Consider the following 15,044-nt stretch of genomic DNA (forward strand, 5'->3'; position numbering starts at 1 on the left):
TGAGCAATTCAGAATTCTAAGAAAATAATTGACAAATCGATAAGCGACGGTTTTCAAATGTGTTAAATCGACAAAAATGTGAGAATTTACTTGAAGTATCGTCATTGAAAATATTCCAGTTGAAAAACCTATTTTTATGGCAAAAAACAAATGGAACTGAGTTATTGGGAACTCAAAAATTGGTTTTCGAACGTCGATTTTACGATCGTAGGAAGCGGAATCGTCGGACTTCATGCGGCATTGCGATTGCGCGAGAAATTTCCGTCGGCCAAAATCCTGGTTCTCGAAAAAGGCGCTTTGCCGCAAGGAGCGAGTACGAAAAATGCGGGTTTCGCTTGCTTCGGAAGTCTGTCGGAAATCATAGACGATCTTGCGACGCATTCTGAAGAAGAAGTCATCCAACTCGTGCAAAAACGTTGGAACGGCTTGCAATTGCTGCGAAAACGGCTTGGCGATGCGACCCTTGATTTCAAGCCTTTCGGCGGATACGAACTGTTTTTGCAGAAGGATGAATTTTTGTACCAGGATTGTTTGCAGAAAATGCCGTTCGTAAACGATTTGTTGCGTCCGTTGTTCAAGGCCGATGTTTTTTCGAAAGAAGCCGACCGTTTCGGTTTCGGAAACATTTTCGAAAACGTGATCTTCAATCCGTTCGAAGCCCAGATCGACACGGGAAATATGATGCAGGCTTTGCTCAAAGAGGCGATTTCGAAGGATATTTTGATCTTGAACCGAATGACGGTCGTCGGATTTTCAGACAATGGAAACAATGTCACGATTTCGCTCCAGGATTTCGGTTTCAAGACCGGCAAATTGCTGTTCGCGACAAACGGATTCGCTTCACAAATCACGCAAAATGCCGTAAAACCGGCACGCGCACAGGTTTTGGTGACCAAGCCGATCGCGAATCTCGACATCAAAGGCACTTTCCATTTTGACCGCGGCTATTATTATTTCCGGAATATCGGCGACAGGATTTTGTTCGGCGGCGGACGCAATCTCGATTTTGAAGGCGAAAACACGACACAATTCGGCAACACGGAAATCATCCAAAACAAGCTCGAAGCATTGCTAAAAGACGTAATTTTGCCAAACACGCCTTTCGAGGTCGAACACCGCTGGAGCGGCATCATGGGAATCGGTTCGAGCAAAAGACCGATTGTAGAAGCGCTGTCCTCGAATGTGTTTTGCGGCGTCAGGCTTGGCGGAATGGGCGTGGCCATAGGAAGTTTGGTCGGTCAGGAACTCGCCGATTTATTGTAAAAGTTTATGCTAAAGAAGATTTTCAGCTTTATAAAAAAGGCGGCACTTTGGTTTTTCGCCGTCTCCATTTTCACCGTGATTTTGTTCCGATTCGTTCCGGTTCCTTTCACGCCTTTGATGGGATTCCGTTTTTTCGAGAACACTTTTTCGGACAAAACCGTTTTTTTCAACCACAAATGGGTTCCGTTGGAGCAAATTTCACCCAACCTTCAAAAGGCTGTCATTGCCAGTGAAGACGCGACTTTCATCGATCATTACGGCTTCGATTTCAACGCTATCCAAAAAGCCGTGAAAAAGAACAAGAAAGGCAAGAAGCTCGTGGGCGGGAGCACGATTTCCCAACAAACGGCCAAAAACGTATTCCTGTGGCAAGGCCGAAGTTGGATCAGGAAAGGCTTCGAGGCTTATTTCACGGTCTTGATCGAGATTTTCTGGCCCAAGGAACGCATCATGGAAGTCTACCTGAATTCGATCGAAATGGGCAACGGCGTTTACGGAGCGCAAGCCGCATCGAGACATTGGTATTCCAAAGATGCCAACCAGATAACCAAACGCGAAGCCGCCGGAATTGCTGCAATTTTGCCGAATCCGCGCAGGTTCGAAGCCAGTTATTCTTCGGCTTACATCAACAAGCGCAAAAGTCGGATCATGGCCGGAATGCGTCGCATCAAACTCGATTACTGATGCGGATTCTCATTTGTTTTTTGCTTTTTTTCGTGTTCGGATTCGCCCAAAAGCACCAAATCGGGACGGTTTTGGAGAACGATCTGTTCACTTCATCGGTTAACGACAAGTATTACACGAACGGGATTGAGATTTTCTACCGATTTCTTTCGAAAGACACATCTGAAGCCGTAGCCAAAAAAATCAACGAATTCAGGATTGGACAATATATTTACAATCCGCAGACCGTAAAAGCTGCCGATCCTGGAGTGCACGACAGACCTTTCGCGGGATATCTTTTTGGACAATTCCAGAAAGGTTGGTTTTACAGAAATGGATCAGCTTTGAAATTGTCTTTGCAAGCCGGTGTCATCGGACCTTCGTCTTTGGCCGAAGACGTGCAGCGCGGCATCCACAACCTTTTCGCTTACAAACCCGTGCGCGGTTGGGATTACCAGATCCACGATTTGTTGTCGGCTCAACTTCAGGCTTTTTATTCGCATCCGATACTCCAGGGAAAAAACGCCGATTTGCACGTCAAGGCAAATGCTTTCGGCGGAACGGCTTTTGTCGGCGGAAACGTTTCTATATTGTCGCGAATCAGCCTTAAACCTTTACTTCCGATATTCGATTCGGGACTTTACGGCGCATCGGTAAACGCAAATCCGGAAGCTTTCAAATCACAAAGCGAATTTTTCTTCTACATCGCGCCCGGATTCCAATACCAGGAATATGACGCGACGATTCAAGGCAGTCGATTCGGGAACGACGACAGTCCGATCAAGTGGGATTTGGTCAAGCCGAGATTCATCGGTGAAGCCGGATTCAAGTTCCGAAAAAACAAATGGGATCTGTCTTACGCATTCGTCTACCGCGGAAAAGAAGTCGACAATTGGGTAAATAAAGGCTATTTTTACGGATCGATCCAAGTTGCTTATTTCCTCAAATAAACAGCGGTTTATACAAACGCCAATGTTTGTAAATTAGGATAGCGTTGAAAATCGCGACCAACAGCGCAATCGCCATTCCCGGAATCGCCAAAAACAGGTGAAACAACAAGATGTTGATTGAAATCGGCGCCAGCAGGACAATTGCGAACGGCACCCATTTTTTGGTCAATAACATCAATCCAATGGCGACTTCGAGAACGCCAAGCGTTGGAAAAATGTAACCTGTCGCGCCCAAGGAACTCATAAAAGCCGCAGCTTCACCGCTAGGTTCGGGCATCGGCAAAAATGGGAAAAGCTTGTTGGCACCAAAAACTACTAAAAGAATACCAAGTGCGATGCGCACGATCATCGTAAATTTCGAATTCATAAATATTGGTTTTTCTGATTGGAGATATGGTAAAAATATAATTAAAAAATTATCGTATAGAGAGTTATGGGTAAAATGTTGTAAACAATTAGAATTCGATAATGAAAAAACTTCGGGATTTCGCAACCGATGAAATTCCGGCTAAATCGCTACTTTGCGGTATCAATAAAAACGAACAAAAAATGACAGCACACGAGATTGATTACGAGATTTTTGGCGAAGAAATGCAGTATGTCGAGATCGAACTCGATCCGCAGGAAGTCGTCGTGGCCGAAGCCGGAAGTTTCATGATGATGGAAAACGGCATCCAGATGCAAACGATTTTCGGAGATGGAAGCCAGCAACAATCGGGCTTTATGGGCAAAATACTGTCTGCGGGAAAACGCATGCTCACGGGCGAAAGTCTGTTCATGACGGCTTACCAAAACCAAAATGTGATGAAGGCCAAAGTGAGTTTCGCCTCGCCTTATCCTGGGAAAATCGTTCCGCTCGATCTGCGTCGGCACAATGGAAAATTCATCTGCCAGAAAGATGCATTTTTGTGCGCGGCGAAAGGCGTTTCCGTAGGGATCGAATTCTCCAAAAAACTCGGACGCGGTCTTTTCGGAGGCGAAGGTTTCATCATGCAAAAACTCGAAGGCGACGGAATGGCATTCGTACACGCGGGCGGAACATTGGCCAAAAAAGAACTTGGCGCCGGCGAAGTTCTGAAAGTCGACACGGGTTGTATCGTCGGGTTCGAGCAAACGGTCGATTATGACATCGAGTTCATCGGCGGAATCAAAAACTCTATTTTTGGAGGCGAAGGCTTGTTTTTTGCGACGCTACGCGGACCTGGAACCGTTTACGTGCAATCGCTTCCGTTTAGCCGTTTGGCCGACAGGATCATCGCTTCGGCACCGCGATCTGGCGGAAGCAACCGCGAAGAAGGAAGCATCTTGGGCGGACTCGGGAATTTGCTCGACGGCGACAATCGTTTCTGAGAAACATCGGTAAAATAAAAAAGCGCCTCCAAATCGAGAGGCGCTTTTCGTTTGTGGTATTCGGTAAATTATTCTACGATGACCGGAAAAGTCACCTGAACATCAGTTTCTCCGCCGGCGTTTGTGATGTCGCCATTCGCAACGCCTTGAGCCGATTTGTCCGGTTGGTGACGCAAAACGACAGTCAAATTTCCGGTTGCGGCAGCCGTTGTAGTAAACGTAAAATTCACACCAATCGGATGCGCATTTCCATCAAAAGGCGCGGCATAAGCCGTTGTTCCGATGTTGTTCGTCGCGCTGAAGAAAAACTGGTGATCGAGCGCTTCCTCGATGATTTCGGCTGTGATGCTTTCGGCCGGAGTTGTGGTTTCGTTTAGCAAATCAAGGCTTCCGCTGTAAACCGTGTTTGTGGCGAGATTTCCAGAAACCGTTATCACAGGCGCGGTCGGTCCGTCTCCGTCGAGATCGCGAGAGGTGAAAACGATCGGCGTTCCACCGGCTTGTGGCGTCAAAGTTGCGATTATCGTCGTGATTACTTCTTCTTCGTTTACAGGCGCGCTCGTGTTGTCGTCTGAGCTGCAAGAAGCTATAAAAAGTGCGAAAATTCCAAATGGCAAAAATTTCAATGTTTTCATTGTTGTAAGATTTGTGCGTTAAAAATTAAATTTTAGTTGAAGGGTAAAATTCCTTCCCATGTCGTCTGCATAATAGCGCATGCGGTTCAAGTAGTCGCGATATGCGGTGTTGGTGAGATTTTGGATGCCGAAAACAATCGTCGTCTTGACTTTCGGAATCGCATCCAAAGAAATTTGCGAGGTAAAATGCAACAGGCTGTAGGCTTTTGGCGGACGGCTGATCTGAACCAAAACCGGAGTCGGATTTCCGTCTACCAAAACATCGGCAGTGAAATCGTTGTTTGGATATTGGTTCTGGAAAAACACCCATTCATGGCGCAATCCAACCGAAAATTCGCTCCATTCCTTCTTCTTGAACGAAATCCCATTGTTCCAGTTGGCCGGAGGCATGTCGATCAAAGGCTTTCCGGAATCGAGATTTTTTCCGTAGACGTACGCAAAAGTCGAGTGGTAGTTTAAATTCTTGAGAAAATCCCAGTCGACAGTGACGTCTATTCCCGTCAATCTCGCATCCGCCTGACGGTATTCCCAAACCGGGAAAGCGCCGCGGATCGTGTATTCCAAACCTGTCGGCTGCAAATACATGAAGTCTGATATTTGGTTTATGTACGGATTGATCTCGATCGCCAATTTATCGGTTGCATAAGAAAAAGTCGTCGAAGCTTTGACCGAAGTTTCCTGCTTCAGACGCAAATCGCCAAGTTCGATCTGACCTGTCGCGTGGTGCAATCCGTCGCTAAAAAGTTCGGACGGATTCGGGTTGCGACGCGCCAAGGAAACATTGACGAACCAATTCAGATTTTCGCCCAATTTGTACTTGGAACCCGCGCTCGCCGAAAGATTGTGATACGTAAAAACCGGATTGGTCTTCCATTGCGTACCGAAATCGCCCGTGATGAAATGCGCGAAATCCTGGTCGTAACCACGCTCGTTCCAACGTGATTTGAGGTAGAATTTTGTCGCATCGACGTGGCTGTAATCGTAGCGCAGTCCGGCTTCCAGACGCCATTTATCCGAAACATCGTAAGCCGAAGTTACATAAGCGCCCAAGTCGATTTTGTCATAATCCGGAATCAAAGGCCGAACGCCCGTGTCGATGCTCGCGACATTGTTTTGGTAAGAACCCGAAATTCCGGTTTTGAAACGCAGGTTTTTTGATTTGTCCGACGTAAAATCGATCAATAGCGAATGTGTCGCCAAATCGAGATCCAGAGCCGCGCGGTTCGCATTGTCGCCGCGTCTCACGTCATATTCCAGACGGTTGTTGAACTGAAACGAATATTGCGCGTCAAGTCGTCCGTGATGCCAATCCCGATAATAATTGAGCTTGGCCAAATGGTGTTGCACCTGCTGTTTTGGAGATGAAATATCGTGCGTATAGTCGTTCATCACCGCGGGTTGACCGTTGTTGATCGCGTTGACCAAATCGGTTATGTTTCCGATGTGAGACGCTCGCAAAATCCCGATCTCGGCGTTGTAATAACTGTAAAAAGCGTCAAAACCCGAGTGTTCGCCTTTAAATCCGAAACCTGCCGAAAAATTCTTCTCGCGGATTCCGGTGTTCGACAAAACATAATCGGGCGCTTCGAGATCGCCGAGATACTTGAGCGTGCCCTGGACTTTCCAGTTCCATCCGTTTTTGTAGCCTTTGAAAACGGACGATGACGCGCTTCCGCCTTGACCGTTCGTGGCCGCGTTCAAAATTGCGCGTCCATAGAGCGTATCCTTTATCGGAATCTTGGGCGGATCGACTATGATCACACCGCCAATAGCATCGCCTCCGTATTGCAAACCCGCCGCGCCTTTCACGACAGCGACAGATCCGGCCGTGTTCACGTCAAGATTGGGTGCGTGTTCCAAACCCCATTGTTGGTCTTCGAGGCGTACGTTGTTGTTGATCACGAGAACGCGGTTCGAATGCAGTCCGTTTATGACTGGTTTCACGATTGTGCTGCCTGTTTTCAAAGACGAAACGCCGCTGATTTCCTTGACAAGGTCGCCCAAAGAAGCATTGCTGTAATTTTCGATCTGTGCCGATTTCAAAGTCTGTCTGGGTTGCGTGTTCGCGTTGGACGTTCCGCTCGAGACGACGACTTCAGACAAAGCCGAGACATCGATCTGCAACACGAAATCGACCATTTGGTCTGACGCTACCAAAATCGTTTTTGACTCCGATTCGTATCCGACAAAAGAAGCCGAAACAGTGTGTTTTCCCTGAGGCAAACTGATGGAGAAAATTCCGCTTTTGTCGGCGTTGACGTAGGCGTTTCCTACATGGATGTGGCATCCGGCAAGAATTTCCCCATTGCTTGAAGTCACGCGTCCGGAAACGGTGAATTGTGCAAATAACGCGCTCTTGGCTCCCAAAAACAGGAACGCAAGCGCCAAATACATACGCATGGTAAAAGGATTGAATGTGAATTTGTCCCGATTCTGGAATCGGATTTAGGTCAAATCAACATTCTGAAGGCGGCCCGCGATGGGCGAAAAGGCTTCCTACGAAATAAGAAGTGATTTCTTTTGATCGGAAGTAAGAATATTCCTGATGGATCTCGGTTCTTTGGATGGGAATGCGAACCGTTTCCGAACCTATGAATCCGCTAAAATTGAAGTGGCAAACAAAACAATTGTCATCTTTGTGATGTTGGTGCGACAATTCGTGTTTGGAATCGGTTTGGACGTGATGGCATTTTGGCGTCTGGAATTCTTCGACGATATGTTCAACCGAATGCACCGATTGGAACACGACCGAGAAAAGCACGGCCGCGACGGCGAAAAGATTGTATATAGCGAATTTTGACTTCAAGGCGGTAAAGTTAGCCACGGACGGCACGAATAAACCCTAATATTTTGTGAAAATTAGTAGCGTCCGCGGCTCGAATGTTACACGAGGTTGTTAGCGACCAAGTATTCAGCGATTTGGACAGCGTTCGTCGCCGCGCCTTTTCTGAGGTTATCGGCCACAATCCACATGTTCAACGAATTTGGCTGGCTTTCGTCGCGTCTTATTCTTCCTACGAAAACTTCATCCTTTTGGTGCGCGAACAAAGGCATCGGATACTCGAAAGCGTCGATATTGTCCTGAACGATGATTCCAGGCGTTTCCGATAGGATTTTTCGAACATCGGCAACTTCATAATCGTTCTCGAACTCGATGTTGACCGACTCGCTGTGGCCGCCCATAACCGGCAAACGCACGGCTGTCGCGGTGACGTGAATCGAATCGTCCGACAGGATTTTCTTGGTTTCGCGTGTCATTTTCATTTCCTCTTTGGTGTAACCGTTGTCTTCGAACACATCGATTTGAGGAATGATGTTTTGGTGGATCTGGTACTTGTAAGCTTTCTCGCCTTCGATTCCGGCATATTCGTCCTGCAATTGCTTCACGGCTTTCACGCCCGTTCCCGTAACCGATTGGTAAGTGGAAACGACCACGCGTTTGATCGTGTATTGCTTGTGAAGTGGCGCGAGAGCCAAAACCATCTGTATCGTCGAGCAGTTCGGGTTGGCGATGATTTTGTCGTCTTTTGAAAGTTCCGATGCGTTGATTTCGGGTACGACCAATTTCTTGCCCGGATCCATTCGCCACGCCGACGAATTGTCGATTACGGTCGTTCCTGCCGCTGCAAAAATCGGAGCCCATTCTTTTGAAGTGTCGCCGCCCGCCGAGAAGATCGCGATTTCGGGTTTCATGTCGACCGCCGTCTGCATGCCTACGACCTTGAATTTCTTGCCCTTGAACTCGATTTCCTTTCCAACCGATTTCTCGGATGCGACCGGAATCAACTCGGTAATCGGGAAATTTCTTTCAGACAAGACTTGTAGCATGACTTCGCCTACCATTCCGGTAGCGCCTACGACGGCAACTTTCATAATGTTGTGGTTTTGGATTGTTCGGCAAAAGTAGTGAAAGTTCGCAAGTTGGCGATTGGCTTATGCAATCTTCCGATGGATTCTTGACTTTTTGCTTGTGGAACTTTTTGCAGATTTATGCTAGTTGTGGTTGGGTTTTGTCAAGAGGTTTCGCGCGCGCCAGACCTAACAAATCTTTAAAGATTTGTTAGGTCTAAAAACCTGTCGGTTTCAAAAATAAGTTCATCTGCCGAAATCCAATTACAGATTTTCTGTAGTTTTTGTTAAATCGTCAAGCTATGAAACAAAATCCCGCTGTACTAAAAACTTTCTAATTGGCATTACTAAAGGAAGTCGTTTTTTAGCTTAACACGGGTAAAATCCAGCAACCAAAGCCCAAAAAAAGACCACGCCTTTCGAGCGTGGTTTAGTGAATATGTAGTGTAGCTAACGGTAACTTTTTTACGGACGGCTTTTCAAAGCGTCGCGGATTTCCATGAGAAGTTTTTCTTCGTTGCTTGGCGCTGGTGGCGCGGCTGGCACATCGGCTTCTTTTTTACGGGTTGAATTGATGCCTTTGATGATCAGGAACAAAACAAAAGCCACGATAACGAAGTTGATCACGGCCGACAGGAAGTTTCCGTACTTAACCGTTCCGAAAAGCGTCAGGTCGCCGATTTTTTCAAGATTCGCCGCTTCGAGCGCAGGTTTCAAGATCAAAGGTGTGATGACGTCTTCGATCAAAGACGTGACGATTTTTCCAAAGGCTGCGCCAATGATGACACCAATCGCAAGATCGACGACATTGCCTTTCATGGCGAAAGCTTTAAATTCTGAAATGAATCCCATAGTTCGTTTGTTTTAGATTACTCCGACTAAATTACCCAAAATTATTTTAACAGTTGGGAATTGATGCGATTATTCGCGATAGAAAACCCGCTTTACACGTTGGGAAATGCTCGTAAGTATCTCATACGGAATGGTTTTGAGTTGTTTGGCCATGTAGACCACACTTGGATCTTCGCCAAAAATCACCACGGGATCGCCTTCCTTGCATGTAATTCCAGAGACGTCGACCATCAACATGTCCATGCAAATGCTTCCCGTGATAGGCGCTTTTTTGCCATTGACGTTTACGTACCCGATGCCATTTCCCCAAAGGCGCGAAATCCCGTCGGCGTAACCTATTGGAATCGTGGCGATTTTGGTTTCGTGTTCGGCGGTGAATCTTCGTCCGTAGCCAACGCTGTCGCCGGCCGGAATCGTGCGAATTTGCGAAAGGATAGATTTCAAGGTGCCGACATTCTCAAGGTATTTTTGTTCCGACGCATCGTTAGAAACGCCGTAAAGCCCGATCCCCAAACGCACCATGTCGAATTGCGCTTCAGTGTAATTGCTGATTCCCGAAGTGTTCAGGATGTGGCGGATCGGGTCGATTCCCAATTGTGCGATCATCAATGACGACATTTTCTCGAATAACGCGATCTGTGAAAGCGCGAACGCGTGGTGTTGCAGGTCGTCGCTCGTGGCCATGTGAGACAAAATCGATTTGACCTTGACCGATTTGTTTTCCTTCAAGACCGAAATGAGTTCGAGAAGTTGCGGTTCCTCAAAACCCAATCTGTGCATGCCGGTGTCGAGTTTTATGTGGATCGGATAGTGTTCGAGTTTCTTCTCGTTGGCGATTTTGAGAAACGCTACCAAACCTTTCAGGCTGTAAATTTCGGGTTCGAGTCCGAATTGAATTATCGAGGCAAAGCTTGTCGATTCCGGATTCATGACCATGATCGGAAGTGAAATGCCTTGGGTTTTGAGCGCAATTCCTTCATCGGCGAAAGCCACGCCCAAATAATCGACCTTGTGATGTTCGAGCAAACGCGCAATTTCGAAACCGCCGTTTCCGTAGCCGAAAGCTTTGACCATGATCATCATTTTCGTGTCGGGATTCAGTTTCGACTTGAAGAAATTGAGGTTGTGCGAAATCGCGTTGAGGTTGATTTCCAATACGGTTTCATGCGTCTTTTCTTCCAAAAGCGACACGATTTTCTCGAACCTGAATTGGCGCGCGCCTTTGACCAGGATCGTTTCGTTCGCGAAATTGAGTTGGTCGAACGCGGCCAAAAACTCGTTCGTCGTATCGAAAGTGATGCAATTGACAAATTTGTGCCTGAATGCCGAAATGGTTTCCCCAATGCCGATCACGCGGTTGATCTTGTTGGAAATCACGAGTTGGGAAACGCGCGAATAAAGTTCCTCGTTGGTCAATCCGGACTGGAAAATGTCCGACAGAACCAACGTTTTCTTCTTGTGCTGCTTTTGGGTTTCTAGAAAATCCAAAGCGATTTTCAGCGACTGGAAATCAGAACTGTAGCTGTCGTCGATTACCGTCGAATTGTGGATGCCTTTCTTGACTTTGAGTCGCATTTCGACCGGGAACAACATCGAAAGCCGGTTCTTGATCACGTCGTTTTCATATCCGAAATGCAACAAAACCAGCAAACAATGCATGGCGTTCTCGATCGAAGCGTCGTCGCGAAACGGAATTTCGACCTCGAAAGCGCGCTCGTTCCAGTTTACGGCGACAAAAGTGTGATCGCCCGAAGTTCGCCTCTCGAGAAAAACATCGGCAGATTCGTCTTTGAAACTCCACGAAAACCGTTTTGTATCGGGCGGAATAAAAGCCTCGATGGTCTTGTTCAAATTGTAAATCAACAAACTCGAATGCTTGAACAACTTGAGTTTTTCCTTGATTTTTTGGGCGATGTTCGAAAAACCTTCGTCGTGAGCCGTTCCTATGTTCGTCAAAATCCCGATTGTCGGGGCGATGATTGGTTCGAGATTTTCCATTTCGGAAACCGTCGAAATGCCGGCCTCGAAAATCCCCAGATTGTGTTTTTCATTGATCGAAATCACCGAAAGTGGCACTCCGACCTGCGAATTGTAGCTTTTCGGACTTCTGATGATATTGAAATCCGGGCCGAGCACAAAGTTCAGCCATTCCTTGACGATCGTTTTGCCGTTGCTTCCGGTAATCCCGATAACCGGAAACTTGAAATGATTGCGATACCAGGTCGCGAATTGCTGCAATGCCGCGAGCGTATTGTCGACAACGAGAAAATTCGCCTGATTCCTGACTTCTTCTGGAATGTAGGAAACCACGAAATTGACCACGCCGGAATCGATGAGTTCGCCTATGTAGTTGTGAGCGTCGTTATTTGGGCCGGAAAGTGCGAAAAAAAGCGTTTCGGCTCCATTTTGCAGCGATCGGCTGTCGATTGAAATGTGCGAAATGAAAGCCACGTCAAATTCCCCGACCCATTTGGCGCCAATGACGGGAATGATATTTTTTAAAGTCACGTGCAACGGTGGTTATTTTCGGTGCGGATCTTCGGGTGAAGTGCCGGGTTGGTCGTTGTTTTTCCACATAGCCGAAAAAAAGGCCGCGCGGCTCAAAGGTTCGTATTCTTCGGTTTCTCCTAGCAAAACCAGTCGGTCGGAATCAGATTTCCGGAACGAATAATTCGCCAGATTTCCGGTTCTGGTGCAAACCGCATGCACTTTGGTCACGTATTCGGCAGTCGCCATCAAAGCGGGCATCGGCCCAAACGGATTGCCTTTGAAATCCATATCGAGTCCGGCGACGATCACGCGAATGCCCTGGTTGGCCAAGTCGTTGCAAACCCTAACAATCTCATCGTCAAAAAACTGGGCTTCGTCAATTCCTACGACATCGCAACCCATTGCCAGGATCGCAATATTGGCCGCGGCCGGAACCGGAGTCGAGCGAATCTCGTTCGAATCGTGGGAAACGACCATTTCGTCGTGATAGCGCGTATCGATCGCGGGCTTGAAAATCTCGACCTTTTGCTTGGCGAACTGGGCGCGCTTCAAACGCCGGATCAGCTCTTCGGTCTTGCCCGAAAACATCGAACCGCAAATGACTTCTATCCAACCGAATTGTTCTTTGTGGTTAACTGTATTTTCGAGAAACATTTCGTAATTTTCGCAGTGTAAATGAAACGGTTTTCTTTAATTTGCGGGAGCGGAAACCGTCGTGAAATTTGTCGTTTTGTGGCTTTCGAGCCGATTCCAAAAGTAGAAAAATTTTGCCAAAGACCGCTTTCCGTCCAAAGAAAATCAAGTTAAGATTACGCCTTGCCACACCCTAATTTTCCAGTCATGAAAAAGAAGCTCGAAGCCGAACTTATCAGCCTTGCACACCGAATTTTACAGCTAAAGAACAAAGAAGACATCGCGGTTTTGCAGGAAGAAGCGCGAAAATTATACGAGAAATTGTCGGTGCTTCGCTTTGTCGAGGAGAATTTCGGAGACCAAAAGCCGACAATCGGTCAAGCCGAAGTTGAGCAAAAGATCGAAAGCGCTTTCGCGGATGAACCCAAGGAAGAGAAAGTTGTCGTGGGCGAAATCCCGTCGGCGGAAGAATTGGAAGACATGCCGACGCCTGAAAGCGTTTCCCAATTGGTAGGAAATTTGGCGGCGTCAAAGTCCGTGACCGACGAGCCTTTGGCCGAAGAAGACAAAAAAGAGCCGGAAGTCGCATCTGAGGAAGAATCAGAAGTGCACGCCGAAGCCGAAACCGAAGTTTCATCAAACGAAAATCAGTCGGAAGAAGCATCGGGAGAAATCGAATCTGAAGAAAAATCGTTCGAAGAAACAGCTGACGAACCAAAATCAGAGCAAGTCTCGGCCGAATCCGAAGAAGTCAAATCCGAAGAAGTCAAATCTGAAGAAGAAAAGTCGGAAGAAATCGCATCGGAACAAAAATCTGAAGAAAATCCAACTGAAAAAATAGAATCGCCAACTTTTGAAGAAGGCAAGGAATTCGTTCCCGTAGAAGCTTCTGAGGAATTAAAATTCGCCCAGGAAGCACAAAAAGCGGAGGAAATGTTCTGGGAGTCGAAACCAGAGGAAATGCCGGCGGCCGAAACCAATACCGAAGCGCCGGAAAAATCAGACCAAGACGATATTTTCTCTCCGAAATTCGAGTTGAGTTTCGAGGACAAACAGCAAGAAAAAACTTCCGAGGACACGCCAGCGCCAACTTTCACTTTCGATGATTTGCTCGGGAAAGACTACGCCGACCCGGTTTTCGTGACGCCCGAAGAACTTAAGAATTCTTATGAAACGCCAAAACCTGTCGAGCCTGAAGCTCCGAAATTCGAGGAAACGAAATCTCAAGAACCGACGGAAGTCATTCCTATTACGCGTTCTTTCGACAAGATAAACGTGATTCCGCTCAACAAAGACGAGCGCGGCATCACCTTGAACGACAAGTTGTCAAAAGGCATTACGATTGGCCTGAACGACCGAATCGCTTTCATGAAACACTTGTTCAACAATTCGAGCGAAGACTACAATCGCGTGCTTTCGCAGCTGATTACGTTCGACAATTTCACCGATGCCAAAGATTTCATCGACACGATGGTCAAACCCGATTATGAGAATTGGAAAGGCAAAGAAGAATATGAGCAGCGCTTTTTGGAAATTGTCGAAAAACGCTTTCAATAATGGGTAAATTGTTCCTGGTTCCGACGCCGATCGGCAATTTGGAGGATATGACTTTTCGGGCCATCCGAGTCTTGAAAGAAGCCGATTTGATCTTGGCCGAAGACACGAGAAATTCGGGAAAACTGCTCAAACATTTCGAAATTGGGACGCACATGATCTCGCACCACATGCACAACGAACACAAAACCGTCGAGCAATTGGTGGCGCGCATGAAATCTGGAGAAACTTTTGCGTTGATTTCAGATGCGGGCACGCCGGCGATTTCGGACCCGGGATTTTTGCTCACACGCGCTTGTGTCGAAAACGGAGTGGAAGTCGAATGTTTGCCTGGCGCGACCGCTTTTGTTCCGGCTTTGGTGAATTCCGGTCTGCCGAACGACAAATTCATTTTCGAAGGATTTTTGCCCGAGAAGAAAGGCCGTCAAACGCGGTATTTGGCTTTATCCGAAGAAACCCGAACCATGATTTTCTACGTTTCTCCTCACAAACTCGTCAAGACTTTGGGCGAATTCGTGCAGTATTTCGGCGAAGACCGACAGGTTTCCGTGTCTCGCGAATTGTCCAAATTGCACGAGGAAACCGCGAGAGGAACTGCCGCCGAAGTCTTGAAGCACTTTGAAAATGGAACTGTCAAAGGTGAAATTGTGGCTGTTGTTGGTGGAAAATCGGGCAAGTAATTTTCGAAGTTTAAAAAAGCACGAATCTTCTCGTCAACGGAAATTCTCGTGTTTGACATGGTTTTACGAATCTGACAAAAAAGAATCCAGTGCCAATTCACTTTAGCAACCTAGTTTTCAATAAG

At 47.0% G+C, this 15,044-nt stretch carries 14 protein-coding genes; 6 read left to right on the forward strand and 8 right to left on the reverse strand.

The features are described 5' to 3' along the window. Nucleotides 1-150 precede the first annotated feature (150 nt). Genes EOO49_RS00120 through EOO49_RS00130 form a run of 3 tightly spaced genes read left to right on the forward strand, consistent with a single transcriptional unit; the run spans nt 151 to nt 2,876 of the window. Nucleotides 151-1,263, forward strand: a complete 1,113-nt coding sequence (locus tag EOO49_RS00120; RefSeq protein ID WP_290841843.1) for an FAD-dependent oxidoreductase — start codon at nt 151-153, stop codon at nt 1,261-1,263. Between the two features lie 6 nt (nt 1,264-1,269). Continuing rightward, on the forward strand, nt 1,270-1,947 hold the full coding sequence (mtgA, locus tag EOO49_RS00125; protein WP_290841844.1) for a monofunctional biosynthetic peptidoglycan transglycosylase: 678 nt from the start codon (nt 1,270-1,272) through the stop codon (nt 1,945-1,947). After that, complete coding sequence (locus tag EOO49_RS00130; protein WP_290841845.1) at nt 1,947-2,876, forward strand: lipid A deacylase LpxR family protein; 930 nt, start codon at nt 1,947-1,949, stop codon at nt 2,874-2,876. The genes mtgA and EOO49_RS00130 overlap by 1 nt, the downstream gene beginning before the upstream one ends. Here the strand turns inward: EOO49_RS00130 and EOO49_RS00135 are convergent. Next, the gene (locus EOO49_RS00135) at nt 2,869-3,243 is read right to left on the reverse strand and encodes a DoxX family membrane protein (RefSeq protein WP_290841846.1); all 375 of its coding nucleotides are present in this window, start codon (nt 3,241-3,243) and stop codon (nt 2,869-2,871) included. The genes EOO49_RS00130 and EOO49_RS00135 overlap by 8 nt on opposite strands. Before the next feature lie 182 nt (nt 3,244-3,425). On the opposite strand from EOO49_RS00135, the gene EOO49_RS00140 reads away from it, so the two are divergent. After that, nucleotides 3,426-4,226 carry a TIGR00266 family protein gene (locus tag EOO49_RS00140; protein WP_290841847.1) on the forward strand — a complete coding sequence of 267 codons (801 nt, stop codon included), beginning with the start codon at nt 3,426-3,428 and terminating at the stop codon, nt 4,224-4,226. Between the two features lie 68 nt (nt 4,227-4,294). On the opposite strand, the gene EOO49_RS00145 is transcribed toward EOO49_RS00140, so the two are convergent. From EOO49_RS00145 to EOO49_RS00175, 7 genes are all read right to left on the reverse strand, one after another. After that, nucleotides 4,295-4,861, reverse strand: coding sequence for a type 1 periplasmic binding fold superfamily protein (locus tag EOO49_RS00145; RefSeq protein ID WP_290841848.1), 567 nt, complete (start codon nt 4,859-4,861; stop codon nt 4,295-4,297). Between the two features lie 18 nt (nt 4,862-4,879). Further along, nucleotides 4,880-7,261, reverse strand: a complete 2,382-nt coding sequence (locus tag EOO49_RS00150; protein WP_290841849.1) for a TonB-dependent receptor — start codon at nt 7,259-7,261, stop codon at nt 4,880-4,882. Between the two features lie 55 nt (nt 7,262-7,316). Continuing rightward, nucleotides 7,317-7,667, reverse strand: a complete 351-nt coding sequence (locus EOO49_RS00155; protein ID WP_290841850.1) for a hypothetical protein — start codon at nt 7,665-7,667, stop codon at nt 7,317-7,319. 77 nt (nt 7,668-7,744) lie between these two features. Next, the gene (locus tag EOO49_RS00160) at nt 7,745-8,734 is read right to left on the reverse strand and encodes an aspartate-semialdehyde dehydrogenase (RefSeq protein WP_290841851.1); all 990 of its coding nucleotides are present in this window, start codon (nt 8,732-8,734) and stop codon (nt 7,745-7,747) included. Between the two features lie 441 nt (nt 8,735-9,175). Continuing rightward, nucleotides 9,176-9,562 carry a large conductance mechanosensitive channel protein MscL gene (mscL, locus tag EOO49_RS00165; RefSeq protein ID WP_290841852.1) on the reverse strand — a complete coding sequence of 129 codons (387 nt, stop codon included), beginning with the start codon at nt 9,560-9,562 and terminating at the stop codon, nt 9,176-9,178. Between the two features lie 69 nt (nt 9,563-9,631). Then, nucleotides 9,632-12,076 carry a bifunctional UDP-N-acetylmuramoyl-tripeptide:D-alanyl-D-alanine ligase/alanine racemase gene (locus EOO49_RS00170; RefSeq protein WP_290841853.1) on the reverse strand — a complete coding sequence of 815 codons (2,445 nt, stop codon included), beginning with the start codon at nt 12,074-12,076 and terminating at the stop codon, nt 9,632-9,634. A 6-nt stretch (nt 12,077-12,082) separates the two neighbouring features. Next, on the reverse strand, nt 12,083-12,706 hold the full coding sequence (locus tag EOO49_RS00175) for a thymidine kinase (RefSeq protein WP_290841854.1): 624 nt from the start codon (nt 12,704-12,706) through the stop codon (nt 12,083-12,085). A 186-nt stretch (nt 12,707-12,892) separates the two neighbouring features. Here EOO49_RS00175 and EOO49_RS00180 point away from each other — a divergent pair, with 186 nt between their 5' ends. Then, nucleotides 12,893-14,242: a hypothetical protein gene (locus EOO49_RS00180; RefSeq protein WP_290841855.1), complete on the forward strand. Its 1,350-nt coding sequence runs from the start codon at nt 12,893-12,895 to the stop codon at nt 14,240-14,242. After that, nucleotides 14,242-14,919 carry a 16S rRNA (cytidine(1402)-2'-O)-methyltransferase gene (rsmI, locus tag EOO49_RS00185; RefSeq protein WP_290841856.1) on the forward strand — a complete coding sequence of 226 codons (678 nt, stop codon included), beginning with the start codon at nt 14,242-14,244 and terminating at the stop codon, nt 14,917-14,919. Before EOO49_RS00180 ends, rsmI begins: the two co-directional genes overlap by 1 nt. The last annotated feature ends 125 nt before the right edge of the window (nt 14,920-15,044 follow it).

Origin of the sequence: Flavobacterium sp., from assembly GCF_004295795.1 — a bacterium.
Taxonomy (GTDB): Bacteria; Bacteroidota; Bacteroidia; order Flavobacteriales; family Flavobacteriaceae; genus Flavobacterium.